Origin of the sequence: Actinokineospora sp. HUAS TT18 (assembly GCF_051364635.1) — a bacterium.
In the GTDB taxonomy this organism is placed as follows: domain Bacteria; phylum Actinomycetota; class Actinomycetes; order Mycobacteriales; family Pseudonocardiaceae; genus Actinokineospora.
The window spans coordinates 652,239-678,561 of record NZ_CP195645.1 but is presented as its reverse complement, the minus strand read 5'-3'; the positions used below and the strand labels follow the sequence as shown (position 1 = coordinate 678,561).

23 protein-coding genes are annotated in these 26,323 nt (G+C 69.7%); 17 read left to right on the top strand and 6 right to left on the bottom strand.

Going from position 1 to position 26,323, the window contains the following annotated elements:
* Positions 1–212 precede the first annotated feature (212 nt).
* From ACSHT8_RS03060 to ACSHT8_RS03030, 7 genes are all read left to right on the top strand, one after another.
* Positions 213–1,175, top strand: coding sequence for a hypothetical protein (locus tag ACSHT8_RS03060; protein ID WP_436497451.1), 963 nt, complete (start codon positions 213–215; stop codon positions 1,173–1,175).
* A gap of 150 nt (positions 1,176–1,325) precedes the next feature.
* Positions 1,326–2,336 (top strand): DUF1702 family protein, encoded by a 1,011-nt coding sequence (locus ACSHT8_RS03055; RefSeq protein ID WP_436497449.1) that lies wholly within the window; start codon positions 1,326–1,328, stop codon positions 2,334–2,336.
* 13 nt (positions 2,337–2,349) lie between these two features.
* A complete protein-coding gene (locus ACSHT8_RS03050) occupies positions 2,350–3,351 on the top strand; it encodes a DUF1702 family protein (RefSeq protein WP_436501975.1) in 1,002 nt (333 codons plus the stop codon).
* Complete coding sequence (locus ACSHT8_RS03045; RefSeq protein WP_436497447.1) at positions 3,348–5,261, top strand: CRTAC1 family protein; 1,914 nt, start codon at positions 3,348–3,350, stop codon at positions 5,259–5,261. The genes ACSHT8_RS03050 and ACSHT8_RS03045 overlap by 4 nt, the downstream gene beginning before the upstream one ends.
* Before the next feature lie 5 nt (positions 5,262–5,266).
* Positions 5,267–6,247, top strand: coding sequence for an enediyne biosynthesis protein (locus ACSHT8_RS03040; protein WP_436501974.1), 981 nt, complete (start codon positions 5,267–5,269; stop codon positions 6,245–6,247).
* A gap of 2 nt (positions 6,248–6,249) precedes the next feature.
* Complete coding sequence (locus tag ACSHT8_RS03035) at positions 6,250–7,599, top strand: cytochrome P450 (protein ID WP_436497445.1); 1,350 nt, start codon at positions 6,250–6,252, stop codon at positions 7,597–7,599.
* A gap of 126 nt (positions 7,600–7,725) precedes the next feature.
* A complete protein-coding gene (locus tag ACSHT8_RS03030) occupies positions 7,726–8,604 on the top strand; it encodes a DUF4394 domain-containing protein (protein WP_436497443.1) in 879 nt (292 codons plus the stop codon).
* A gap of 14 nt (positions 8,605–8,618) precedes the next feature.
* Here ACSHT8_RS03030 and ACSHT8_RS03025 read toward each other — a convergent pair whose 3' ends face one another.
* The gene (locus tag ACSHT8_RS03025) at positions 8,619–9,158 is read right to left on the bottom strand and encodes a MerR family transcriptional regulator (protein ID WP_436497442.1); all 540 of its coding nucleotides are present in this window, start codon (positions 9,156–9,158) and stop codon (positions 8,619–8,621) included.
* 175 nt (positions 9,159–9,333) lie between these two features.
* Here ACSHT8_RS03025 and ACSHT8_RS03020 point away from each other — a divergent pair, with 175 nt between their 5' ends.
* The 7 genes from ACSHT8_RS03020 (at position 9,334) to ACSHT8_RS02990 (ending at position 15,042) form a co-directional block, all read left to right on the top strand.
* Positions 9,334–9,900 (top strand): DUF5987 family protein, encoded by a 567-nt coding sequence (locus ACSHT8_RS03020; RefSeq protein WP_436497440.1) that lies wholly within the window; start codon positions 9,334–9,336, stop codon positions 9,898–9,900.
* Positions 9,897–11,543, top strand: coding sequence for a GMC family oxidoreductase N-terminal domain-containing protein (locus ACSHT8_RS03015; RefSeq protein WP_436497438.1), 1,647 nt, complete (start codon positions 9,897–9,899; stop codon positions 11,541–11,543). Before ACSHT8_RS03020 ends, ACSHT8_RS03015 begins: the two co-directional genes overlap by 4 nt.
* Positions 11,544–11,688: 145 nt before the next feature.
* Positions 11,689–11,895, top strand: coding sequence for a hypothetical protein (locus ACSHT8_RS03010; protein WP_436497436.1), 207 nt, complete (start codon positions 11,689–11,691; stop codon positions 11,893–11,895).
* 65 nt (positions 11,896–11,960) lie between these two features.
* Positions 11,961–12,527 carry a hypothetical protein gene (locus ACSHT8_RS03005; protein ID WP_436497435.1) on the top strand — a complete coding sequence of 189 codons (567 nt, stop codon included), beginning with the start codon at positions 11,961–11,963 and terminating at the stop codon, positions 12,525–12,527.
* A 5-nt stretch (positions 12,528–12,532) separates the two neighbouring features.
* Complete coding sequence (locus tag ACSHT8_RS03000) at positions 12,533–13,168, top strand: DUF6239 family natural product biosynthesis protein (protein ID WP_436497433.1); 636 nt, start codon at positions 12,533–12,535, stop codon at positions 13,166–13,168.
* 101 nt (positions 13,169–13,269) lie between these two features.
* Positions 13,270–14,313, top strand: a complete 1,044-nt coding sequence (locus tag ACSHT8_RS02995) for a carboxymuconolactone decarboxylase family protein (RefSeq protein ID WP_436497431.1) — start codon at positions 13,270–13,272, stop codon at positions 14,311–14,313.
* 123 nt (positions 14,314–14,436) lie between these two features.
* A complete protein-coding gene (locus ACSHT8_RS02990) occupies positions 14,437–15,042 on the top strand; it encodes a response regulator transcription factor (RefSeq protein WP_436497429.1) in 606 nt (201 codons plus the stop codon).
* A 17-nt stretch (positions 15,043–15,059) separates the two neighbouring features.
* Here ACSHT8_RS02990 and ACSHT8_RS02985 read toward each other — a convergent pair whose 3' ends face one another.
* The 5 genes from ACSHT8_RS02985 to ACSHT8_RS02965 all read right to left on the bottom strand — a co-directional run bounded on the left by ACSHT8_RS02985 (position 15,060) and on the right by ACSHT8_RS02965 (position 23,682).
* Entirely contained in the window at positions 15,060–17,285 is a 2,226-nt protein-coding gene (locus ACSHT8_RS02985) for a sensor histidine kinase (RefSeq protein WP_436497428.1), read from the bottom strand.
* A gap of 1 nt (position 17,286) precedes the next feature.
* Positions 17,287–19,629, bottom strand: coding sequence for a sensor histidine kinase (locus ACSHT8_RS02980; RefSeq protein WP_436497427.1), 2,343 nt, complete (start codon positions 19,627–19,629; stop codon positions 17,287–17,289).
* A 75-nt stretch (positions 19,630–19,704) separates the two neighbouring features.
* Positions 19,705–21,201 carry a SagB family peptide dehydrogenase gene (locus ACSHT8_RS02975; RefSeq protein WP_436497426.1) on the bottom strand — a complete coding sequence of 499 codons (1,497 nt, stop codon included), beginning with the start codon at positions 21,199–21,201 and terminating at the stop codon, positions 19,705–19,707.
* Between the two features lie 34 nt (positions 21,202–21,235).
* Positions 21,236–23,500 carry a TOMM precursor leader peptide-binding protein gene (locus ACSHT8_RS02970; protein WP_436497424.1) on the bottom strand — a complete coding sequence of 755 codons (2,265 nt, stop codon included), beginning with the start codon at positions 23,498–23,500 and terminating at the stop codon, positions 21,236–21,238.
* A complete protein-coding gene (locus ACSHT8_RS02965) occupies positions 23,500–23,682 on the bottom strand; it encodes a hypothetical protein (protein ID WP_436497422.1) in 183 nt (60 codons plus the stop codon). The genes ACSHT8_RS02970 and ACSHT8_RS02965 overlap by 1 nt, the downstream gene beginning before the upstream one ends.
* Before the next feature lie 635 nt (positions 23,683–24,317).
* On the opposite strand from ACSHT8_RS02965, the gene ACSHT8_RS02960 reads away from it, so the two are divergent.
* The 3 genes from ACSHT8_RS02960 to ACSHT8_RS02950 all read left to right on the top strand — a co-directional run bounded on the left by ACSHT8_RS02960 (position 24,318) and on the right by ACSHT8_RS02950 (position 26,236).
* Positions 24,318–24,695, top strand: coding sequence for a hypothetical protein (locus ACSHT8_RS02960; protein WP_436497420.1), 378 nt, complete (start codon positions 24,318–24,320; stop codon positions 24,693–24,695).
* Complete coding sequence (locus tag ACSHT8_RS02955) at positions 24,692–25,279, top strand: hypothetical protein (RefSeq protein WP_436497418.1); 588 nt, start codon at positions 24,692–24,694, stop codon at positions 25,277–25,279. The genes ACSHT8_RS02960 and ACSHT8_RS02955 overlap by 4 nt, the downstream gene beginning before the upstream one ends.
* Before the next feature lie 180 nt (positions 25,280–25,459).
* Entirely contained in the window at positions 25,460–26,236 is a 777-nt protein-coding gene (locus tag ACSHT8_RS02950; RefSeq protein WP_436497416.1) for an AraC family transcriptional regulator, read from the top strand.
* Positions 26,237–26,323: the final 87 nt, after the last annotated feature.

Below are 26,323 nucleotides of genomic sequence, written 5' to 3'. Positions count from 1 at the left end.
GCTGGCGAAAAGGGAGCATTGTCGTCTCCGACCGTGCGCGCACCCCGCCAGGCTCGCCCCGCCGGCGCGCAACCCCTATTTCGGATACTTACTCCGAACGTGCCCACTTGCCCGCGCGAGCGGATATCGGCCAAGTGCGCCAGTACCATCTGCAGATTCGCAGACCGCAATATCGAGGAGTATCCCCGCCGCCTTTCCGAAAAGGACAGCAGATGAGCAGCAGCGATACCCAGCATGTGCGCAATCCGTCCGTCCCCGGCACGCCCGCCACCCACTACCCCAGCCGCAAGGGCCTGGTGATCGGCCTCAGCGCGCTGGTCGGGTTCCTGCTCACCGTCGTCTGGTCGGCCAGGTTCGTCGACAGCACGATCGGCGACACGATCGCCAACGGCATGCTCGGCCACGACGCCAAGGCCACCGAGATCAGCGGCATCGGCGCCGGGATCGCCTTCGCGTTCGTCACCGGCATCGCGGGCACCTTCACCGCGTGCAACATCGCGGTCTTCGGCGCGATGGCACCGGTGCTCGGCACCACCGACTCCCGCATGGGCAGGCTCAAGGCCACGCTCAAGCCCCTGCTCTGGCTGTCCGTCGGCATGACGGCGGTGTCCGCCGTCTATGGCGCCATCGTCGGCGTCGTCGGCACGGACATGCCCCAGTTCTCCACCGCGCGCAACGTCGCGGGCCAGCTGTCCGGCCGCAGTGTGCAGTCGCTCGTCGTGTTCGGGCTCATCGGCCTCATCATGATCTACCTCGGTCTCGCCGCCGCCGGGGTCGTGCGCGACCCGTTCGCCAAGATCTCCCAGCGCTACCCCAACGCCCGCATGGTGTTCATGGGCGCGCTGATCGGCGGCTTCCTCATCGGCAGGCCGTTCGGGCTGTTCCGCGCGCTGTTCCGCGACGCGGCCGAGAGCGGCAACCCCCTCTACGGCGCCGCCGCGTTCACCCTGCAGTCGCTGGGCAACATCCTGATCATGGGTGTCCTGCTCGTCCTGCTGACCACGCTCATGGGCGGCCCGGTCGGCCGCTGGTTCGCCGCCGACCCGCGCCGCGTCGCCGTGGTGACCGCCTCGGCGTTGATCATCGCGGGCGTGTTCACGTTCCTCTATTGGGATGTCCGCATGCTCGCGAACCGCGGAATCCTGCCCTGGTACCCCCTGGCACCCTGGGCGTAGCGCGGCCGCAATAACCGAGAAACCAACACCCCGCCGGGATCCCGGCGGGGTGTTCTTCATTATTTCCCTCCTGCCGGGCGCCGGCAATACGGGAGATGCACCCCGGAATCGGACACCAGACCATGGTCCATGGAAAGCGGGGTGACATCCATGCCGATTCTCGGCACGCTACGAAGAGTTCTCCTCACACCCAAACTCACCGAGGTCAGCTTCGCCGTCCGCGGCTTCCCCGGCGCGGACTCGCCCGCCGCGGAGGCGCTGGAGGCGATTCCGCAGGCGGTGATCAGCGGGTTCGAGTGGGGTATCGAGGCCAAAACCCTCTGGGAGGTGGAACGCAAACTCGCCCTGGTCCGCCAGGAGCAGCGCGGGTTCGCCTACGAGGGCGCGGCGATGGCCGCCACGGTGCGCGACGCGATGGCGGGCGGCCGCGGCACCAAGGCCAGGGAGCTGCTCGGCGGGCCGGGAGCACCGCACATCTTCCTCACCTACATCGGGATCGGCTTCGCCATGGCGCGGCTGCCCAGGGTGCTGTGGAAGAAGGTCATCCCGGACATCAGCGAGTCGCCGTACCACCCGACCATGACCTGGCTCGCGGTGGACGGCTTCGGCTTCGACCGGGCCTACTTCCAGACCAAGCGGTGGGTCGACCAGCAGCGCGTGCCCAAGCCGTACGCCTGGGAGGGCTCGCCGGAGTACTTCCTGCGCGCCTTCGACCAAGGCGTCGGCCGCGCGCTGTGGTTCATCAACGGCGCCCGCCCCGAGGCCGTGGCCAAGGCGGTCAACGGGTTCGCCGAGCACCGCCACGCCGACCTGTGGAGCGGCGTCGGCCTGGCCGCCACGTTCGCGGGCGGCAGCGACGCCGACTCGCTGGCCTGGCTGCGTGAGGCCAGCGGCGCGTACTGGTCGGAACTGGCCTTGGGCGTGGTGTTCGCCATCAAGGCGCGTACCTACGCCGGTTTCACCCCGCCGCACTCCGAGCTCGCCGCACGGGCGATGGCGGGCCTGACGATCGACGAGGCGGTCGAGATCGCCGACAGCACCGCCGCCGACCCGTGGGGCTCGGGCATCGACCCGGCCTATGAGCGGTGGCGTGAGCGCATCCGCACCCGGCTCGTGCAAGCCGTTGTCAGCCAACCATCCGGAGAACGAGTCCACCCGTGAGGGGGAGAGTCAGTTGGGCCAAGCATGGCGCGCGCTAAGGCGCCGAATCCTGACCCCGAGCACGTCGGAGACCTTGCTCGACGTACGCGGCTTCCACAAGAAGAGCCCCGAGGCGCAGCAGAACCTCGAAACGGTCGGCGCGAGCTTCCTCGAGGGCTACGCCTACGCCGCGGAGGCCGCCACGATCAGCGAAGCCGCCGAGAAGATGGACAAGATCGAGCCCTACTACCGCGGTTTCGCCTATGAGGGCGCGGGAATGGGGTTCGCCGTCCGCGACGGCCTGCCGCTGGGTCCGACGAACCTCACCGAGAAGTTCCTCGCGGGCGAGGGCGACATCCACAACTACATGGTCTACGTCGGCATCGGCTGGGCGATGGCGCGGCTCCCGCGGTTCCGCTGGCCCAAGGCCGACACCCTGCACCCGCTGCTGCGCTGGCTCGTGCTCGACGGCTACGGCTTCCACCAGGCCTACTTCAAGACCAAGCGCTACATCGACGAGCAGTACGTCGACCCGCGCTTCCCGTGGCCAGGCGGCGAGTACTCCAGGACCCCCGACAACGGCACCTCCTACGCCAACCGCGCGCTCGACCAGGGCATCGGCCGGGCGATGTGGTTCATCGGCGGCAGCGACGGCGAGCTGGTCGCCAAGATGATCAACAAGTTCCCCGAGCACCGCCGGGAGGACCTGTTCGCGGGCACCGGGCTCGCCGCCACCTACGCCGGTGGCGCCGACGAGTCCGAGCTGCTGCGCTACCGCGACCTGGTCGGGAAGTACCGGCCGGTGGTCAGCCAGGCATCGGCGTTCGCGTCGGAGGCCAGGGTGCGGGCCGGGCTGGTCATCCCGCACACCGAGATCGCGTCCCGAGTGTTCTGCGGACTGTCCCCTCAGGACGCAGCGCAAGTCACCCACGATGCCCGTCGCGGCCTTCCGGCCGACGGCGAGCTGCCCGCCTACGAGGTCTGGCGCCAGCGCGTCGCAGGCCAATTCGCTTCACTGGGAGGTGTAAGTCGATGACCACCAAACCCGGATGGCTGTATAGGCAGCTTCCAGGGATCATCGCGATGATCTTGGTGGTGACCACGTTCATGGTCGCCCGCTTGCCGGAGTCCACGGCGGCCGAGAAGTCGGCCCTGGCCAAGGACTTCAAGTTCGTCCCCAAGTCGATCGCGATGCCCAGCGGCTTCCAGCAGCAGGAAGTCCGCAAGGTCAACAAGGACTACAAGCACATCGACGCGTGGATCTCGTCGGTCGGCGCGGCCATCGCGATGAACGACGTCGACGCCGACGGCCTGCCCAACGACCTGTGCATCACCGACCCGCGCATCGACCAGGTCGTGGTGACGCCGGTGCCGGACCGCAACGGCAACCGCTACGCGCCGTTCGCGCTGAACCCGGGCGTGCTCCCGATGAACGGCCAGATCGCCCCCATGGGCTGCCTGCCGGGTGACTTCAACGAGGACGGCCGGATCGACCTGCTGGTCTACTACTGGGGCCGCACGCCGATCATCTTCTACACCAAGCCCGGCGCCAAGAAGCTCGACGCGGACTGCTTCGTGCCGACCGAGCTGGTGCCGACCTCCACCAGCGGCATCTACGAGGGCCCGCAGTGGAACAGCAACGCGGTGACCTACGAGGACTTCGACGGCAACGGCCACCCGGACATCCTCATCACCAACTACTTCAAGCACAGCCCGGTGCTCGACGACCGGATCTCCGGCGGCGTCGAGATGAACGACTCGATGTCCGACGCGCGCAACGGCGGTGAGGACTACTTCTTCCTCGGCCAGGGCAAGGGCGTCTACACCAAGGTCGACGACGCGCTGCCGATCGAGGTCTCCAAGGGCTGGGAGCTGGGCGCGGCCTCGGCCGACATCGACGGCGACGGGCTGCCCGAGCTGCACCTCGCCAACGACTTCGGCCCCGACCACCTGCTGCACAACAAGTCCACGCCGGGCAAGCTGGCCTTCGAGCCGATCAGGGGCTACGGCTCGCCGGTCGTCCCCAAGTCCAAGCAGATCGGCAACGACTCGTTCAAGGGCATGGGTGAGGACTTCGCCGACCTCGACGGCGACGGCGTCTACGACCTGTTCGTCTCCAACATCACCACCACGTGGGGTATCGAGGAGAGCAACTTCCACTTCCTGACCAAGGCCAAGGACCAGACGGACCTGCGCAACAAGCTCAACGCGGGCGAGGTGCCGTTCGAGGACGTCAGCGGCTCGGTGCACACCGCGTGGTCGGGCTGGGGCTGGGACGTCAAGGCCGGTGACTTCACCAACGCCGGGACCAACCAGATCGTCCAGGCGACCGGCTTCGTCAAGGGCTACGTCAACCGGTGGCCGCAGCTGCAGGAGCTGGCCACGGCCAACGACCAGCTGCTCACCAACCCGGTGTTCTGGCCGAACGTGACCCTCGGCGACGATGTCGGCGGCGACCACACGATGAAGTTCTTCGTGCGCAACAAGGAAGGCCGCTACGACGACCTGGCCCCCGAGCTCGGTCTGGCCATCCCGGTGCCCACCCGCGGTGTCGCCACCGGTGACGCCGACGGCGACGGCAGGCTCGACTTCGCCATGGCCCGGCAGTGGGACCAGCCGGTGTACTACCGCAACGAGGCGCCGAACGTGGGCAAGTCGCTGACCCTGTGCCTGTTCCACGAGGACACCCCGGGCTCCCCGGTCGTGGGCGCGCAGGCCGTGGCCACCCTGCCCGACGGCCGCAAGGTCATCGGCCGGGTCGACGGCGGCGGCGGGCACTCCGGCAAGCGCAGCAACGACGTGCACCTCGGCCTCGGCGACGTGTCCGGACCGGTGCAGGTGCAGCTGACGTGGCGTGACCGCGCCGGCCAACGCCAGGAACAGACCCTGCAGTTGAACCCGGGCATGCACGCGCTGTTGCTCGGCGCCCAGGCGAAGGAGAAGTGACCGTCATGTCAGCGACCGGCACTACCGCCGAGACCAAACCCGCGGGTGGACCGCCCCGGCACGACCCCAAGGTCGTCATGGCGCTGCGCAACTTCGCCATGTCGATCACGGTGTTCAACATCATCGGCTACCTGCTGCTCGGCTTCGAGCAGCCGTGGCTGTGGCCCTTCGTGGCCCTGGCCACCGGCTACACCGTCGAGCTCGGCCTGGAGAAGATCGGCGCCCGCGTCGAGGGCCGCGCCCCGCGCTACCTGGGTGGCGGGTTCAAGGGCCTGATGATCTTCCTGTTCCCCGCGCACATCACCAGCCTCGCGATGAACATGCTGATCTACGTCAACGACCGGATCTGGGTGCTCATCTTCGGTGTCACCCTGGCCGTCGGCGCGAAGTGGATCCTGCGGGCACCGGTGAAGGGCCGCATGCGGCACTTCATGAACCCGTCGAACTTCGGCATCGCGATGATCCTGCTGCTGTTCCCGTGGGGCTCGATCGCGCCGCCGTACCACTTCACCGAGCACACCTCGGGCTGGGTGGACTGGCTGATCCCGGGCCTGATCATCATCGGCGGCACGATGATCAACGGCAAACTGACCGGCCGGATGTGGCTGATCGCGGGCTGGGTCGGCGTGTTCGCCGCCCAGTCGATCATCCGCGGGTGGCTGTTCGACACGTCGATCCCGGCCGCGCTGGGCATGATGACCGGCGTCGCGTTCATCCTCTTCACCAACTACATGATCACCGACCCGGGCACGTCCCCGTCGAAGCCGTGGGCGCAGTTCGCCTTCGGCGGCGGCGTGGCGCTGGCCTACGGCGTGCTGATCACCGCGCACGTGGCGTACAACATCTTCCTCGCCACCGCGCTGGTCTGCCTGATCCGCGGCTGCTACCACTGGACGGTCCACTTCGTGGAGAAGTCGAAGGCGGCGGCGCCCCCGGTCACCCTGGTGACCGCGCCCGCCCCCACCAAGGAAACGAAGGCGGCCTGACGATGACCCACCCGCGCCGGGTCCCGCCCGGTCCCCCACGCAGCCAGACGTTCAGCCTGCTCAAGAAGCTCAAGAGCGACCGCCTCACGCTGATGTCCACCGCGGCGGAGACCTACGGGGACGCGGTGCGGGTGGGCATCGGCCCGAAGACGCTCTACTTCTTCAACCACCCCGACCACGCCAAGCACATCCTGGCCGACAACAGTGCCAACTACCACAAGGGAATCGGCTACGTCGAAGCTCGCCGCGCCCTCGGGGACGGCCTGCTGACCAGCGACGGTGCCCTGTGGAAGGAGCAGCGGCGCACGATCCAGCCGGTGTTCCAGGCCAGGCGGATCAGCGGCCAGGCCGACACGATCGTCGAGGAGGCCGCCAAGCTCGTGGCCCGCCTGCGCACCCGCGAGTCGGGTGGGCCGGTGGACGTGCTGCACGAGCTGACCGGCTTCACCCTCGGCGTGCTCGGCCGCACCTTGCTCGACGCCGACCTCGACGCGTTCGAGTCGATCGGCCACTCGTTCGAGGCCGTGCAGGACCAGGCCATGTTCGAGATGGAGACCATGGGCATGGTGCCGACGTGGCTGCCGCTGCGCAGGCAGCGGGAGTTCCGCGCGGCCAGCGCCGACCTGACGCGGATCGTCGAAGCGCTGGTCGCCGAGCGAATCGGCAACCCGCGCGACCCCGCCGACGACGTGATCTCCCGGCTGATCCTGTCGACCAGCCAGGAGGCGGACCCCCGCGTGGCCGGCCAGCGCATGCGCGACGAGCTGATCACGCTGCTGTTGGCGGGCCACGAGACGACGGCCAGCACGGTCGGCTGGGCTCTGTACCTTGTGGACAAACACCCCGAGGTGGCGCAGCGGCTGCACGAGGAGGCGGTGGCCGTGCTCGGCGACCGCACCCCCGTGCTGGAGGACCTGAAGAAGCTCACCTACACCAACATGGTCCTCGAAGAGGCGATGCGCCTGTTCCCCCCGGTGTGGATCCTGACCAGGCGCGCGGTGGCCGACGACGAGGTCGGCGGCTACCACGTCCCGGCGGGCTCGGACGTGATGGTGTGCCCGTTCACCATGCACCGCCACCCGGCGTTCTGGGACAACCCGGAGAAGTTCGACCCGTCCCGGTTCGACCCGGACCTGCCCAACACCCGGCCGCGGTACGCGTACCTGCCCTTCGGGGCGGGCCCGCGCTTCTGCGTCGGCAGTCACCTGGGGCTCATGGAGGCCGCGTTCGTGGTCTCGATGATCTCCCGGGAGATGACGATGAAGCTGGTGCCGGGGTATGAGGTGGTGCCGGAGCCGATGCTGTCGCTGCGGGTCAAGGGCGGCCTGCCGATGACGGTGCATTCACGCTGAACAAGCACGATGGAGGGGTGTCCGCTTTCGGCGGGCGCCCCTCCATCGTGTTCCCGACCGAACCTTCTGGCCATCCGCGCCGAATGCACTGCGCAGGGTTACCGGGAGTCGAGAGAGGGATCAGTCATGCGCAAAGCGCCAACCGTCATCGTGGCCGGGGCCGCACTCGTGGCCGCGATGCTGGGCTCCGGCCAGGCCGCGGCCACCCCGACGCACCACCGCTCCGGCGGCGACCTGCTCGTATTGAGCACGAATGGGGTCCTGACCAGGCATGACGCGGGAATCCCGCTGCTGGTCAGGGGCTCGGCGCGGATCACGGGCGTGGCCAAGGGCGACCGGCTGATCGGCATCGACATCCGGCCCGCGACGGGTGTGCTGTACGCGCTGTCAGCAGGCGGACAGCTCTACACCGTCGACCCGCGCTCGGGTCAGGCCACCACGGTCGGCACCCCGATCGCGCTCAGCGGCGAAGCGATCGGCATCGACTTCAACCCGACGGTCGACCGGCTCCGCGTCGTGACCTCCGCGGGCCAGAACCTGCGGCTCGTGCCGGACACCGGCGCGGTGGCCGCCACCGACACCGCGTTGGCCTACGCCCCGACCGACAAGGCCGCGGGCACGACTCCGGCGGTCGCCGCGGCGGGCTACACCAACAGCGTCGCGGGCGCGACGAGCACGCTGCTCTACGACCTCGACGCCGCGCGCGACACGCTGGTCACCCAGGGCACCGCGCCCGGCGTCACCCCCGTCGTCTCCCCCAACACAGGGCAGTTGTTCACCGTGGGCAGGCTCGGGCTGCGGATCCGCGCGGTCAACGGCTTCGACATCAAGGGCGCCGCCCCGGCCGGAGCGTTCGACCCGAGGGACTACCGGGCCATCGCGGCGGTCCAGCTCGACGGATCGCTGGGCGTGTCCGTGCTCGCCCGCGTCGACCTCGCCACCGGCCGGGCCCACGTCGTCGCCCCACTGTTCAGCAGGGCGGTCGGCGTCGCGTTCAGCGGCTGAGGCAGGCGCGGCCCTCAGCCGCGCCGTCGGGCCAGTCTGCGCAGCGACACCAAGAGGATGTCGCCCAGGACCGTGCCCGCCGGGGAGGTCTCCGCCTTGGCGGCGCGGTCCAGGCGGGCGATCGACTCGGCCAGTTCGGCGTAGCTGTCGACGTGGTCGAGCAGCTCGCTGTGTCCCAGCCGCCGGAACGCGCACAGCACGCCGACCAGCGCGGACACCGCGGTATCGGCGCCACTCAGGTCCCAGCCGCGGGACTCGGCCATCGCGGAGATCCGCGCCATGGCCCAAGCGCGCTCCTCGTCGGTGACGTCCAGCTTGCCGCGCCCCGCCCGAAGCAGGTCCTGGGCGGAGTCGGTGAGCACGTCCCGGATCGCCGCGATCGACAGGCCGCCGATGTCGGCCAGCGACCGGATCAGCCGCAGCCTGCGCACATGGCTCTCGTCGTAGTCGGCCTGATTCGGCCCCCGACGCTCCCCCGGCGGCAGCAGCCCTTCGCGCAGGTAGAACTTCACCGTCGCTACCGACAGCCCCACCTCGGCACAGAGTTCGCGCATCCGCACAACAAGTCTCCCTCCGAAACCCGAATATGGCGCGAAAACCGGTGGAGGACACCTTCCCGAATGCGGATTTTCCTTATACCGCAAGGAAAGATGGGCATGGCGGGAGATGCGCCCGACCGTCGATCAGCAAGACGATAAGCATCTACCGCAGCCGAGGGAGGACACCGCCGTGCACTCGGGCACCTCAGACGAACAGGTCAAGACGATCACGCTGGAAGCGTTCGCGGACACCATCGTGCCTGGCGAGAAGCGCACCCCCGACGACCGCGCCATCGCCGGTGTCTCGACCGGTGGCGGTGCCGTGCAGTCCGGCGCCCTCGAGATGCTGCACCACCCCGCGACCGGCATCACCGCCGGGCTGGAGTCGCTGGTCGGGATGCTCAACGGCCACGCGACCGCCTACGCCGCCGACAAGGGGATCACCCTCGACGACACGGTGCCGCCGTTCGTGGCGCTGGAGTTCGACGACCGGGCCGCGCTCATCAGGATCCTGACCACGCCCGGCCACCCGGAGAAGTCCGGCTGGGTCCTGCTGGCCCTGTTCTGCAACATGGCCTTCGACAGCGCCGCGCACATCAGCACGCACGACGCGATCGCCCAAGGCCACCCCGGGCTGCTCACCATCGGGTTCGAGCTGCCGGAGAAGGACGGCCTCTGGCGGTTCAAGGACTACTCCTACGGCAGGCAGTTCGCCAAGCCGCACCCCGACACGACTGCCACTGGGAGCCCGGCGTGAGCACCGAGAACACCGACGTCCTGATCGTCGGCAGCGGGTTCGGCGGCGCGATCGCCGCCTACCACCTCGCCACCGGCGGAGCGAAGGTCACCATCCTCGAACGCGGCCCGTGGCTGCAGGCCGAGGACTTCGACCACGACTACCTGCTCGGCAAGAGCTACACCCGCGCGTTCGACTTCGTCGCGGGCGACGGCATGAGCATCCTGAGCGGCAACTGCGTCGGCGGCGGCAGCGTCGTCTACTTCGCCGCGCTCCCCCGCGCGCCGCGGTTCGTCTTCGAGCGCCAGGGCAGCATCGGCCGCCGCATGTGGCCCGCCTCGATCGACCGCGACACTCTCGACCCTTGGTACGACCGGGTGTCCTCGGCGATTCCGGTCAAGCAGCAGACCTGGGACGACATCAGCTACGCGGGTGGGCTGTGGGCGGCGGCGTGCAACCACGCGGGCCGCACCGCCAACCCGGTGCCGGTCGGCATCGACAACGGCAAGTGCACCAACTGCAACTGGATGATGGCGGGCTGCAAGTTCGACGCCAAGAAGTCGCTGCTGTTCAACTACCTGCCGGGCGCGGTGGCAGCGGGCGCGGAGATCCGCCCGCTGCACGAGGTCCAGCGGCTGGAGCGGCTCGACGACGGTTCCTACCGGGTGCACTACCTGCACGTCGACGAAGAGGACTACCGGATCACCACCGGTGGCGGCGTCATCGAGGCCAAGATCGTCATTCTGGCGGCGGGCGCGGGCGCGACCCCGGTGATCCTGCAGCGGTCGGAGGCCGAGCTCGGCCCGATGCCGCACGCGGTCGGCCGCTACTTCTCCGGCAACGGCGAGCGGCTCAACACCGCGATCATCAACGAGGACCGCGCCCGCGAGGTGCTCGGCCTGGAGCGCGGCGACGGCAAGGCCTACGAGGCCAACCAGATCGGCAAGGGCCCGGTGATCGCCAGCTGGGACCGCCTCGACGGCTCGCTGCCGGAGTACCGGCGCTACTCCCTGGAACAGCTGTACTTCCCGCCCGGCCTGGGCACGATCCTGGCCCAGGCGCCGGGTGAGGACGGGCCGACCTGGCTGGGTCCGGCGAAGAAGGAGATGCTGCGCCGCTGGCAGTCGTGGCTGACGATCTTCCAGATCGTCGAGGACGACAACGAGGGCGTGTTCGGCCCGCCGCCGCCCACCGGCAACGCCTACCGCATCTCCCAGCAGATGCTCGGCCGCGGCCCGCTGGCCTACGACCCGACGCCCAACACGCTCGGCGCGTGGGCGGCCGCCGACGCCGACGTGCGCGACATCCTGGAGCGCGACGGCATCGCCACGGTGCTGCCGTGGACCAACGACCTCGTCGGCGCCTACACCGTGCACCCGCTGTCGTCGTGCCGCATCGGCGACGACCCGGCGACCTCGGCGCTCGACGACCGCCACGAGCTGCGCGGCCACCCGGGCATCTTCGTCACCGACGGCTCGGCGGTGCCCGCCGCCCTCACGGTCAACCCCGCGCTCACCATCTCCGCGCTGGCCGAGCGGGCGATGCCCGGCATCGTCGCCGCCGCGCAGGCGCGCGGGGTCAAGGTCAGCTACGAGGGGTCGCTGCCGGACCCGGCGACGACCAAGCCGTTGCTGCGGCCGGGGACCGTACCGCTGAGCGCGTGAGGGAGCCTGCGACCGAACCAATGTCGCAGTGCTTTCGCGAGTGGAGCCACCGACCTTGGGAGGTGGCCGCGTGAGCGGCACGTCGTCCTTGGCTGACCCGGCCGCACCCACGGCGGCCGGGGATGGCTGAGACGACGGTGGTGACATGGGTGTGCTCGAAGAGATGACGAAGTTGATGCTGGACATGCCAGGCCCGAAAGCGAGCAAGCACGAAGTGGCCGCCTGGTACGCACGCAAGGCACGGTTGCTCGAACACATAGCGGCCGAGGGCGGACCGGACGCCGAACAGGTGCGCGAACTGGCCCTGTTGGCCTATCGGCGGTCGGAGTCCTTGCAAGATCGCGCCGCGTGAGGCCAAGATCACCCGTCGGGTCGCCGTGCCGGGCGGCCCGCACATCGCGACGAGAGGTGGGCGTGATGACGACGCAAGTGAGCGTGGGCAAGCAGGGTGGCCTGATCGCCGCGCTCAATGGGAAGTACCACAAGGCCGCCCTGATGGGTTTCCTGTTCATCGTTGTGGCCCACTGGGCCGAGCACATCGTCCAGGCCGTCCAGATCTTCGGCCTCGGCTGGCCGCGGCCCAAGGCGGGCGGCGTGCTCGGGCTTTGGTTCCCGTGGCTGGTGAGCTCCGAGGTCATGCACTACGGCTACGCGCTGGTGATGCTGACCGGCCTGGTCCTGCTGCGCCACGGCTTCACCGGCCGCGCCCGCAAGTGGTGGCTGGCGTCGATGTGGATCCAGGTGTGGCACCACTTCGAGCACCTGCTGCTGTTCCTGCAGGCGATCGTGGGCAGCAACCTGCTCGGCGAGGCCAAGCCGACGAGCATCGTGCAGCTGATCGCCCCGCGCGTGGAGCTGCACCTGTTCTACAGCTTCGTCGTCTTCGTCCCCATGGTCGTGGCGATGGTCCTGCACATGCGCCCTCGACCGGAGGAGCGCGCCGAGATGACCTGCACGTGCGCCAAGCCAGTGCCGGTCGGGTGAGCGTGATGGTGAGCCGTCTCCCGCGGCGGCTCACCATTCTCGCCGCCACGGTGTTCCTGCTGGTCATGACCGCGACTCCGGCCCAAGCCCAGCACGAGCACACGATCTCGGTCCCGATCTCCATCGGCCCGCTCACGCTGAAGATCGCGTTGCTCTACGCGGTTCCGGCGGTGGCGGGCTTCGCGCTGCTGCGCGGCTTCCTCGGCGCGCCGAGCAGGCGCACAGCGGCGTTCGTGTGCTCCGGCGCGGCGGTGGCCGTGGTGATGGAGCTGATTCTCGCGGGCAAGCTCGACGTGCCCAACCAGGTCGCGTTCCTCGCCTTCGTCGCCGGGGTGTTCCCGGCGTTCCACGCGATCGCCCCGGTGTCGCGGCCGCTGGACCCGCATGTGGTCCGGATAGCGCCGTTCGTGCTGGTCACCGCCGGTTCCGTGGCCTGCGTCGAGCTGGTCCGCGCCTGGTCGGGCGGCGGCACCCAGTTGCTCCACAGTGGAGTGATCCTCGCGGTGGCCGGGCTGGCCTGGCTGCCCCTGGTCGGCTCCCCCGGCCGCGTCGTGCGGTTCGCGGTGTTCCCCGCGGCGGGCCTGTTGGCGCTCGCCTTGCTCGCCGCCGCCACCCAGGCGACTGTCGCGGCAGGCTTCTAGTCCTTAGTGGACGTTGGAAACAGAGCACGATGCAAGATCACCACGCGGCTCTGGACCCGTAGGTTTGACCTGGAAACCCCTGCTCGGGAAGGAACGCGCCCATGAGCGGCCTGCTCATCCGTACCGCGCTGCGCTCGGCGTTGAACCAAGTTCAATACGTGATGCCGGTGCGGCCGCGGCGTGCCCGCGAGCTGGTCGCCCAGGTGTACCGGCGGGTCGAGCGCGAGTTCGGGATGCTCGCCCCGCCCATCGCACTGCACTCCCCCTCCCCCGACGTGATGGCCGCGGTGTGGGCGATGCTGCGGGAGTCGCTGCTGGCCAGGGCCGCGATCGACCGGGCGACCAGGGAGATCGTCGCGGCCGGGGTGTCGGTGGGCAACGAGTGCCCGTACTGCGTCGAGGTGCACAGCGCCACCCTCGGCGGGCTGACCGATGGCCCGGAGGCCGCCGCGCTGGCGGTGTCGCGGCTCAACGACATCGAGAACGCCGAGCTGCGCGCGCTGGCCGAGTGGTCGCGCGACAGCGGCGCGGGCGGCCGGGTGCCGTCGCCGACCGCGGAGGTGATGGGCGTGGCGATCACGTTCCACTACCTCAACCGGGTGGTCAACGTGTTCCTCCCCAGCTCGCCGCTGCCCCCGAACGTGCCGGAGAGCGCACGCAGCCGGGCCGGTCGGTTCCTCGGCCGCGTCATGAAGTCCTCGGCGAGCGCCGACCACGAGCCCGGCCGGTCCCTCGACCTGCTGCCGCGCGCGCCGGTCGGCCCGGAGCTGTGGTGGGCCGAGGGCAACCCCACGATCGCCGAAGCCTTCGCCCGCGCGTACGCGGTCATCGACGCGGCGGGCAGGCGCTCGGTGCCACCCCTGGTGCGCGACTTGGTCGCCGCCGAACTCGCCGCGTGGGACGGCAAACCCAAGGGCATCAGCCGCGTCTGGGTGCGCGACGCGGTGTCGGTGCTGCCCGAGGAAGACCGGGCGGCGGGCGTGCTCGCCCTGCTCACTGCCATCGCGGCCTACCAGGTCGAAGCGTCCGTCGTGGACGAAGCGGGACTCACCGACGCCCAATTGGTCGACCTGACTTCCTGGGCGAGCCTCACCGCGGCCCGCCGGGTGGCCGAACTCGCCAAATCCCCAGGCCACGCCCTATAACGTCACATGCCTACCCCCATTAGCAGGTATCAGTTCATAACTACCGGCGTCCAGACGGCCGTAAATCAGACACCGGGAAGGTGGTACAAACAACATGGGTCGGGCGGGCGAAGGGTGCGTGAAGTGATCAGAGTATTGATCGCAGAAGACATGCACATGGTCCGCGGCGCCCTGGTGGCCCTGCTGAACCTGGAACTCGACGTGGACGTCGTCGCCGAGGTCGCCTCGGGCGACGACATCCTGCCCGCCGCCCGCAAGTGCCAGGCCGACGTCGCGGTGATCGACATCGACCTGCCGGGCAAGGACGGCCTGACGGCGGCCACGGAACTGCACGAACACCTGCCCGAATGCCGCACCCTCATCCTGACCAGCCTCGGCAGACCAGGCACATTACGCCGCGCGTTGGCGGCGAAGGTCGGCGGCTTCATCCTCAAGGACGCCCCCGCCGACAAGCTGGCCAACGCGATCCGCGGCGTCGCCGCAGGCAGACGAGTGGTCGACGGCGACCTGGCGTTAGCGGCTTGGGATGGGGCTGACTGCCCGCTGACGAGCCGGGAGATCGAGGTCCTCCAGATGGCGGCCGGGGGCGCGAACGCGGTGGACATCGCCGCCCGCCTGTATCTGTCGGCGGGAACGGTCCGCAATTACCTGACGACGATCGTCACGAAACTCAACGCCCGAAACCGCGTCGACGCGATCCGCATCGCCACCGAATCAGGCTGGCTCTGACTCGATGAACGCGATCATCAGGAATCTTGGGCGGGCACCCGCACCCTGAGCCGAAATACCCCATCCCCCTCAGCACGAGCAGCCAACTCCCCGCCAACCGCCCGCACACGGTCGGACAGATTGCGCAGCCCGTTCCCGCCCCCCGGCGCCACCCCGTCCGCCACCGCCCCATCGTTCACGATCTCCAGTTCCACCACCTCCCCCACCCGCCGCACCGTGATCTCACAGCGCGCCCCTCGGCTGTGGCGCAGGACGTTCGTGACCCCCTCCCGCAACACCGTCGCCAGGACCGTCAACACCGACGCGGGTAACTCGCCATAGCGCAAGTCCATCCGCACATCCACATCCGCCGCCGCCAGCACCGCCTCCGCCGCGCGCGACTCCTCGCTCAGCGACAAGTCCCGGTAGCCCCCGGCCACCAGCCGCACGTCAGCCAACGCGAGTCGGGCGATCTCCTCGATCTCGGCCACCTCAGCCAGTGACCGCGAGGGGTCCGCGCGCATCGCGCGGAAAGCAAGTTCCGCCTTCAAGGTGATCGCCGACAAGCTCAAGCCCAACAGATCATGCAGGTCACGCCCGAACCGCAGCCGTTCCTGCGCCACCGCGACCGCGGCCAGCTCCAGACGGGCGGCGCGCAGTTCCGACACGGTCCGCGCCATCCACGTCAGCCCATAGGTCACCAGTGTCGTGATCACCGCCGCGAGCAGCGCCGACGCCCCCTGCGCCCAAGCGATCCCCGCCGCCATCAGCACCAGCACCGGAACGGCGACCCAAGACCGCAGAAGCAGCAGGACAGTCCCCGCGAGCAGCCCCGGCACACTGGCCCACGCGTGGGGAAACACCGCCAACGGCAGGTACACCAGCACCGCCTGCGTCGCGACCACCCGGTACGGCACCGGCCGCGCCCCCGGTTTGCTGACGCAGAACAGCTGCACCGACACCAGCCCCGCCAGGCACACCCCGCTGAACGCCAGCACCCCCGGGTCCCGCGTCAGGTAAAGCAGGTGCAGCATCGCCGCGCAGGCGAAGCCGAGGAACACCGCGTTCATCAGGCCCGTGGCCAGCAGCGTCGCGTAGCGCGGGATCGGCTCGTCGACCCGGGGCGGGCGTTCCTGGGTCACCGGCATGGTCAGGTGCAGGCCGAAGCGGCCGTCGGGGTCGGGTCCGGCCACGAGCCGCCCGCCCATCGCGGTGACCTGGTCGGTCACCACGTCCAAGCCGTCCGGGGTGACCATCGACGGGTGGCAGCGGCCGGTGACCCCGTCGTCGACGATGTCGAGGGTGACCACGCGGCCCGCCTGGCGCAGGGTGATGTCGCAGCGGGCGACGCTGGTGTGGTGCAGCACGTTGGCGACGCCCGCGCGCAGCACCGCGGCCAGGACCGAGCGCAGACGGGCGGGCAGTTCGCCGTGGTTGAGCTCCATCCGCACGTCGACGTTCGACGCGGCCAGCAGGGACTCCACCGTGCGGGTCTCCTCGCGCAGGGACACGTCGCGGTAGCCGCTGGAGATCAGACGCACGTCGGCGAGCGCGTGGCGCGCCACGGTGAGGATCTCCCCCAGCTCGCGGCGCGCGCGGGCCGGGTCGTCGGCCATGGCCTTCCGCGCGGCTGTCCCTTTGGGACCGATCGCGGCCAGGCTCAGGCCGAGCAGGTCGTGCAGGTCGCGGGCGAACCGGTCGCGCTCCCTGGCCACCGCGAACCGGCCGAGCTCGGAGCGGGCCGTGTGCAGGTCGGTGATCAGGTCCGCCAGCCGGGTCAGGCCGAACACCTGCAGTGCCGCGCCGACGCTGCCGACCACGATGTAGGCGACGTCGAGCGCCGAGTGGGTGAGCATCTCCTGGTTCGCCGCGAGCACCACGATGACTACGGTGAACGCCGCCGCGGCCGCCGCGGGCGGCAGCACCAGCAGCGCAGTGCCCGCGAGCAGGCTCGGCAGCGCCGCCCACGCTTGGCCGAACTCGTGCTGCGGCAGGAATACGAGCACAGCCTGCGCCGTCAGCAGCACATGGCTCAGCGGCGACCGCAGCTCCACGCCCGGCCGGGAGAAGTAGCCGACCTGCAACGCCAGCAGGAGCAGCAGCACCCCGCCCGCGAACACCGTCGGCCCCGGCGCGGCGGTGGCCACCACCTGGAGGAACGCCACGAGGCAGAGCCCGAAGAACACCGTGGCGACGATCGCGCGGGCGAGTGTGGGCGCGAGAAGCGGACCGGAGTCCGCCTGGTACTCCCCCCAGGAACGCACGCTAAGCGGGTACGAGAGCGCGCAGCCGGAAGGTGCCGTCGGGGTCCAGCCCGGCCGTCAGCTTGCCGCCGACCCCGGCGACCCGGTCGGACAGGTTGCGGATGCCGCTGCCGCCACCGGGACCGGTCTCGGCGGTGCCGACGCCGTCGTTGACGATCTCCAGGACGACCATGTTGTCGTGCTGTCGCACACTGATCTCGCAGTGCGCGCCCTTGCTGTGCCGCAACACGTTGGTGACCCCCTCCCGCAGCACCGTCGCCAGCACGGTGCGGACCTCCACCGGTAATTCACCGTAATGCAGGTCCATCCGCACGTCGACGTCCGCGGCGGCGAGCACCGACTCCGCCGACCGGGACTCCTCGTTGAGCGACAGGTCGCGGTAGCCGCTGGCGACTAAACGCACGTCGGCCAAGGCCAGCCGGGAGATCCCGACGATCTCCATCAGCTCGGTGCGGGCGCGCGCCGGGTCGACCTTCATCAGCCGCTGCGCCAGCTCGGTCTTCAGCGTGATCGCCGACAAGCTCAGGCCCAGCAGATCGTGCAGGTCGCGGGCGAAGCGCATCCGTTCCTCGGCCACGGCGGCCTGCGCCAGCTCGTGGCGGGCGGCGCGCAGTTCCGACACCGCCTTGGCCATCCACGTCAGGCCGTAGGTGACGAACCCGGTGATCACCGTGGCGCCGACGTTGTAGACGATGTCGATCAGCTCGCCGTGGAAACCCGACTGGGCGATCGGCACACTCGCCACGACGGCGAAGAACCCGAGCCAGCCCCACACCGGGCGCAGCAGGAACAACATGGTCCCGGCGAGCATGCCGGGCACGCTGATCCACACGTGCGGGAACAGCATCCACGGCAGGTAGACAAGGATCGCCTGGGCGCCGATCACCGCGTACTTGAGCGGAGCGGTGAACCTCCTGCCGGGCTTGCTGACGTAGAACAACTGCAGCGCCACCAGCGAGCCGAGGCACACCGCGGTGACGGCGAGCACCTCCGGCGCCCGGGTGAGCAAGGTCAAGTGCAGCATCGCCGAGATGAAGAAGATGACGAACACCGAGTTCATGAGCCCGGTGGCGAGCAGCGTGGCCCGGCGCGGGACCTGCTCGATCTCGTCGGACTCCGCTTTCTGCTCGGCGTCGTCCCCGGACACCGGGATCGTCAGGTGCAGCCCGAACCGGCCGTCCGGGTCCGGCCCGACGGCGAGGCCGCCACCGAGCGCGCGGACCCGGTCGGTCAGCACGTCGAAGCCCTCGCTCTCCCCCGGCGCGATCTCGCAGCGGCCCGACACGCCGTCGTCGACGATGTCGAGGGTGACGGTGCGCCCGGACTGCCGCATCGCGATCTCACAGCGTGCGACGCTGGTGTGGTCCAGCACGTTGGCCACGCCCGCGCGCAGCACCGCGACGAGCACGGACCTGATGTGCGCGGGCAGCTCGCCGTGGTTGAGCTCCATCCGCACGTCGACGTTGGAGGCCGCAAGCAGCGACTCCACCGTGCGGGACTCCTCGTGCAGCGACATCTCCCGGTATCCGCTGGCGATCAGCCGCACGTCGGCGAGCGCGTGCCGGGAGACGGTCAGGATCTCGGCCAACTCCGCGCGCGCCCGGTCCGGGTCGCTGTCGACCAGCCTGCGCGCGAGTGCCCCTTTGGGACCGATCGTGGCCAGGCTCAGGCCGAGCAGGTCGTGCAGGTCCCGGGCGAAGCGGGTGCGTTCCTTGGCCACCGCGGCCCGTCCCAGCTCTGAACGGGCCGCGTGCAGGTCGGTGATCAGGCCCGCGAGCCTGGTCAACCCGAAGACCTCCAGCGCGGCGCCGGTGCTGCCGACGGTGGTGTAGATGGCGTCGATCAGGTTCCCGCTCAGCAGGAACTCGGCGCGGCCGATGAGGAACAGGATCGTGGCGGCGATGGCCACCGCGAGCGCGGGCGGCAGCACCAGCAGCACGGTGCCCGCCAGCAGCGTCGGCATCGACACCCAGGCCGCGCCGAACTGCTCCTGCGGCACGAACACCAGGTAGGCCTGCACGGCGACGACCGCGTAGGTCAGCGGCGCGCGCAGCGGGGTGCCCGGCCTGGAGAAGTAGAAGACCTGCAGGGTCAGCAAGATCAACAGGTAGACCGCGGCCTGCACCGATGGCCACAGACTCTGCTGGTTGGCCGCCACCAGGAAGGCGAACAGGCAGATGCCGAAGAACACTGTCGCGACGGTGACCCTGGCCAGGACCGGCGCCAACAGCGGCACCCTGGACGAGTCGTCGGCGCCGTCGAGAAAGTCGACACCGTGTCGGTCGGCCGCCCAAGCGCTGCCCGGCCGCCCGGATAACTTGCCGCGGTCGGTGACCGAGCGCATGTCTCCCCCTCGCTGAGCAGGCCTCATCCGGACCTGTCCGATCTGACCATCGGTAGCGGCGGCGCTACCGACGGATTATAGGGGGACATCGTCGGCACCCCGGGGCTCTCGGCGGTGACCGAAGACGAACTCCCCTACCCCGATCTCCGCGGGCCAGTCCAGCCGCAGCGCCGCGTCGACCACATCACCCGGATCGATCGCGGGCACGCACGCCGCCAGCCCCATCGCGGTGGCCGCGAGACACAGTGTCTGCTGCAGCGCACCGACGTGGGTCAGGGTCAGCGAGTACGCGATCCCGCCATACATCCAGGACGACCGCGCCGCCCGCGCCGTCACCGTGATCATCGCAGGCGGCCACTGGGATGTTCCACTCCCGATCATGGCGTAGTCGAGCACCTCGTCGAGTTCGCCGTCGGTGTCGTTGACCATGGTGAGCTCGTGGGCCTGCGGGTCGAAGTGGTAGATCGCGCGCGGCAGGCCGTCGCAGTTGTGCAGCAGCAGGTAGATCTCCAGCTCGTAGAGCCCGTTGACGCTCAGATAGGGCCGGTCGGAGACCTCGAAGGTCACCGCCCCGCCCGCCGAGGCCCGCGACACCGACCTGATCCTGGCGGCCCGGAACAGCAGCTCGCCGACCTGCTCGGCGGTCACGGGCCGGTCGGACAGCTCCTGGCACAGCCGGGTGTTCTCGATGACCTCGGTGATCGACGGGTCGCCCGCGTCGAGCGCGGCGAGGTCGGGCTGGAAAAGCGGGAACCTGCGTCCCCCTTCCAGGCGCTTGACCAGCGCGGGCGGGGGCACGGCCTGCGCGTGGGGGAACACCATCCCCGACAGCCCGCCGTATCGACCCAGTCGAGTCCGCGAGTGGAAGAGCAGGTCGTGGTGCGACCAGCTGACCAGCGTCGGGTCGGTGTCCTCGACGAACTTGGGCACCCGGGCCGCGGCCCCGTCTGCCCACTCGCCGAGCAGGACGATCCCGGTGGCGGCGAGGAACGACACGACGTCCTCGACCAGGGAGTGCTCGAAGTCGAGCGCGGCGGCCAAGTCGCTCACCGACGTGGCCGCGTTCAGCCCGACGACCACCCGGGAGGCGATCCTCCGGTGCAGCACCACGCGGTACTCCGCCAACGGCGACTCCAGCACGAGGTCGCCGTCGTTCGTCCGGATCGCGGCGAACCGGGACAGGCGCACGGGCCGGGTCGGGTCGACCTCGGCGAAGGCGAACCGCGCGGTGCGCGCCACCGGCACCGCCGAGAGCATCGGCCCCTCGCCGCTGCGGGTGCCCAGCGAGTGCACCACCGACCCGGCGAGCCGGTGCAGCACGTCGCGCAGCCGGGCGACGGCCTCCGGGGAGCCGCCCTGCGGTCCGAGCACGTTGTCGAGCGAGACCGGTCCGAGGCTCATCCGCCGCAGCGACTCCCACACCATCTCGTCCGCGTCCTCGATCTTGGTCTCACCCCACCGGGTCACCACGACCAGTCGATCGTCTTGCGGGTCGCCTTCGACGAGAACGTCTTCACGCAGCGACCACAGCCGGATCCGTGGTTCGGACCGGCTGCCGGGCTCGATGGGCACCTGGGACTCCTTGAACGGGTGGAACGTCGATCACTCACAGGAACATGGGCAGCGGGTTGAGGTCCTCGTACCGGGTGGGCGCGGTCAGCCTGCCGAGGCGGACCGGGACGTCGAAGAGCCTGCCGGGGGCGAACCGCGACCAGAAGTGCCGCAGGCCGGGCACGATCACCTTGACCACGGGCAGGCCGACGTCGGGCCGGGTCTGGTCGAGGACCAGCACCGACATCCCGGCGGCCTCGACCCGGCCGGTCAGCGTCGTGACGTCGGCGAGCACGTCGGTCGACTTCGTGTAGGGGTGGTCCTGGGGCACGGTCGGCCGCACGGACGGGTTCGGCCGCAGGTAGGGCTGGTTGGCGACGGTCACGGTTCGCCACCAGTGCAGCGCGTCCGGGTCGTCGCACTGGTAGCCGTCACCGGACTTCGCGTCGATGACGGCGGGCATCATCTGGTTCAGCTCGGTGAGCGCGCGACGCAGGGCGATGCGCGGGTCGAGGTGGGCGCCGAAGCCGAACATGATGTCCTCTTCCGGCTGGTCGACGCGCCGCGACAGCGCGACCATCGCGGGCACGCCCAAGTCGGAGGTCAGGTCGAGCGCCCACACCTCGCGGCCGATCTTGGCGTGCACGCGGCGCAGCTCGGCGACCCAGCGGTCGTCGAACGCGGCGAGGTCGACGCCGGGCTGGCGGGTGCGGTTGTGCCACCACAGCGCCACGGCGTCGCGCTCGACCAGCTCCAGCAGCCCCTGCAGCACCGCGTCCTCCAGGCTGCTGCCCGCCGCGTTCCCGTTGGAGTCGGCGACGATCGGGCCGCTGTCGGGGGCGCCGTAGTACAGCAGGCTTGTCGGGAGCAGCCGGTGGCGGCGCTCGGTGAGCGACCACACCGGCGTCCAGTCGATCTCCGCGTCCGGGTCGAAGCGCGGCGGCACGTACTGGAACGCGCCGTGTCCGGCGTTCCAGGACTCGCGGACGAGGAACTGACGCTCGTCGTAGAGCTGGCAGTCGTTCGGGTGGATGGCCTGCTCGCCGAGCGAGCGCAGGCTGCCGCGCACCCGTTCCTCGTCGCCGTGGAAGGTGCCGGAGTAGCGCTCGACGGCCTCGCACAGCGCGCTGACCTCGCCCGCGACCTCGGTGATTCCCTTGCCGCCGTTGGTCATCCGCAGTGACGCGCTCAGCGCGTCGACCCGGCGGGACCGGGTGGCGACGTTGGCGCCGGAGCGGAACGAGTTGAAGAACGCGGGCCCGCGGCGGTCCCGCTTGATCTCCTTCACGATGCCCGTGACCGGGCTGATCAGGTGGCAGTAGCGGTCGCGCATCTGCTCGGGGGTCATGGTCCGGTGCCCGCCGCCGCCGTCGGCGACCTTGGGGCGGGAGGCCAGTTCGATGGGCCTGCGCGAGCGGTCGCGGATCAGCGCGGGATCGCCGCACGCGGGGCACTGCGGGTAGACGGGCACGTCGTGGTGGGTGCCGCGCAGGTCGAGGGTGTCGAGGGTCCACACGGTGCGCTGGCCCGGGTAGCGCAGACCGGCCACCCACTTGAGCGCCTCGGCCGCGACGAGGTGCATGCCCAGCGCGGCGGTGGCCGGTGTCGACGCGGCCGGGCTGGTCGCCGGTCCCTTGCGCCCCAAGGCGTCCTGCACGCAGAGCTCGGCGTTGCGGTGCTTGCGGAGGCGGTCGGCCAGGCAGTGCCAGCAGCCCGCGGTCGCGGGCTCGAACACCGGGCCGAGCCAGGTCTTGGTGCCGCCGGGCTTGGCCAGCAGCCACGGCACCCCGGACTCGCGGTGCTCGGCGTGGATGCGGGCCAAGGTCGGGTTGAGGTAGTCGTCGCAGACAACGACGGCAAGCGCGCAGGTCTCCGGCTCGTCGGCGACGCACAGGCCCGCGCCGCTGAGCGCGGACACCGCGGCGGTGAGGTCGACGTCCCCGACGACCCGCAGCCGCACGGTGTCCCGTGCGGCCGCGGTGACGGCCGCCGCGGCGTCGAGGCCCGCGGCGTCCCAGTAGGCGAGGGTGCGGGTGTCGGCGGGTTCCTGGTCACGGCGGACCGTGAGCAGGCCTGCCTGCGAGAGGCGGGCGAGCACGCTGCCCGCCTCCTGCGGGGTGACGTCCTCCGGCAGTCCGTCGAGGACGTCGGCGAGGTTGCGGGTTCCGTCCATCAAGGACACCACCGAGGCGACGGTCGACCCCTTCAGCACGGTGACGCCGTTCTCGGAGAAGAGGTAGACGCCGAGGCCGGTGGCGACTTCGGCACGAAGGTGCCGCTTGAACGCGACCGTCGGCTCCTTCGTGCCGTCGCCTGCCATCAGACAAGCGCCTCGGCGAGGGAGCGCGAGCAGGTGCACATCGTCGAGCCCATGACCATCGCGCGGTCGTCGTCGACCCACTGCTCGAACCGGTCGATCTGCACGGAACGGTCGGTCGGGCGGGCGTCGATGCCGAAGGTGGCTAAGAGGGTGATCACGTTCTCCGCGTCGGGCGTGGCCATCTGAACTCCCGTGGGGTGGGGATTAACGTTCGGGAGGCCAATTTTGGAGTCGACAACGGCGCGCGGCCAGTGTCACTGTCACCGGCCATACATGTCTTTTTCATACCCCGGGTGGACCTGTTTTCATCAGGCCCATCGTGGTCCCGTCACTGTCGTCGGAACGTGCATTCTGCGAGTGTTCTGGGCGTGCTGGCCTCAACGCCGGGAGATGCCCATTCTCCGCCGAAAGGAGGAAGACACCGATGCGGGGACACGCTATCGGATCCGCACCCACAGACCAAATCGGACCGTCGGGGCAGACCATCGAGTACGGCCATAGCCACAGGTCACAGCATCTTCCACGGCCAAGATCCGCCCGGTCCGAACAAACAGAGGCGAACCAGCACGGGAACTTCCGAATCGACGGTTTCTACGTCGCCGGTATACCGCCGATCCGTCCGGTCGAAAGCCAGTAGCCGCCGCGCGGCCCATCACCGGCACACCTGCAGGGAGACGAGATGCCATCTTTCGCCCAACGGATTGACGTCGCCAATGAATTGAGCAAGGAACTGATCCTGGCCGACTTCGGCCCGTTTTACGCTACCCCGTGCGGCGTTCTCTCACCATTGCACAGAACACTGGACGAACGAGCGGGAGTGCTCACCGTCGCCCGCGAGGACAACGCCGTGGGCATCGCCGTCGGCGCCTCGCTCACCGGCCGGTACCCGGTGGTGCTGATGGAGAACGCCGGGCTGGGCATGTCGCTGAGCGCGATCGCCTCCCTGGTCGTGCCCTATCGCATCCCCATGCTGTTCGTGGTCAACGTGCGGGTCGTGGCGGGCGAGGCGCTCGGCGAGAGCGCGATCCTGCGCAGACTGACCGTGCCACTGCTGGTCGGCCTCGGCATGGAGACCTTCGAACTCGATCTCGACGGACCCTTCGACGAACAGGTGAACCTGATGGTCGAGGGCGTGCAGGACCGGCGGCGCCCGGCGGCGCTGCTCATCGCGGACAGTGTCGGGGCGGAGAAATGAACAAGACGGCAGCCATCCAAGCGATCATCTCGGCGACCTCGACCGCGCAGCCGGTCGTGTTCACCACCGACGCGACGTGCCGCATCGCGCAAGTCGTGGAGGACAGGCCGAACCACTTCTACCTGACGGCGTCGATCGGCCTGGCGGGGTCACTGGGCATCGGCATCGCGCTGGAGACCCGACGGCCCACGGTGATCGTCGACTCCTACAGCAACCTCGTGCGCAACCCGGTCGGCCTGATCACCGCGGGCACCCTGGTCGACCTCCCGCTGATCCACATCGTGCTCGACGACGGCCTCTACGGCTCCGGCCACACCTCGCCGCCGCCGTCGGACCGGGCCGACGTCCTCGCCCTGGCGCGTGCGTCGGGCTACAGCGACGTCTCGACCACCACGCAGCTCGACAAGTTCAGCAACCTGGTCCGGGGCAAGCTCGCGCACTGCCAGTCCCCCGTGCTTGTGCGAGCGGTGCTCACACACCCGGATTCGCCGATGCCGTACCCGTCGGATTCCGATCCGGCCATCCACGCCAGCCGGTTCCACGCTCATCTCAGCATTCCGGAAAACCGTTCCGCAGCGGCCTGACCTGCCCTTTGTGAATCCCGCACCACGCATTCGTGTTTTTTTCACACGACTGCCGAGAATCGCTCACCCGGGGTCATGACGAAGGCACTTGAAGGACGTTCGAGAACGGCTGGACAATATTTTTCTCCAGGCTGTATCCAGCACAGGAATCGCGGACATCTCCAGCGAAAGGGAAACGCAATGGACGAGATGGTCGTGCGAGCCGTCGAACGGGCTATCGACACCATGCGGCGTGGCCTCGCCGATCGACTCACCATCGACGACATGGCCCGATCGGCCATGTTCAGCAAGTTCCACTTCTCCCGGGTATTCCAGCAGGTCACCGGGGTCTCCCCCGGCCGGTTCCTGTCGGCGATGCGCCTGGAGGAAGCCAAGCGGCTGCTGCTGACCACCTCTCTCACCGTGGCCGACATCAGCCACCAGGTCGGCTACAACAGCGTCGGCACGTTCAGCTCGCGGTTCCGCAGCACCGTGGGCCTGTCGCCGATCTCCTACCGCCAGTTGGGCGGGTCGACGGCGGAATTACCCGCCGACGTCCCGGCCGCGGGCATGAACCGGACCTCCACGGTGCGCGGGCACGTCACGCCGCCGCCCAGCGGTGAGGCCGGACTGGTGTTCATCGGGCTGTTCCCCAGCCGGATGCTGCAGGGCTCCCCGGTGCGGTGCGCGGTGCTCGACCGCCCCGGCCCGTACGCGCTCAACGACGTGCCCGAGGGCACTTGGCACGTGCTCGCCCACTCGGTGCCGCCCGGCGCCGAGGAGTCGCTCGACCCGATCCCGTTCCTCGGTGCGCACGGCCCCATCACGATCCGCCCGGACATCACCGCGCGCATCGCCGACGTGGCACTGCACCCCATGCGCTCGTTCGACCCGCCCGTGCTCAGCGCGCTGCTCGACGTCCGCTCCGCCGCCCTCACCCGCCGCGCCTCGACCACCCAGGTCCGACGCGCCGTGTAAGCACGGCAGCTGTACCGCCTCCCCGGAATTTCTTGCATTTGGTCACCGGGGTTGCCATCTCGCGATTGTTGGGGACCGTGGCTAGCT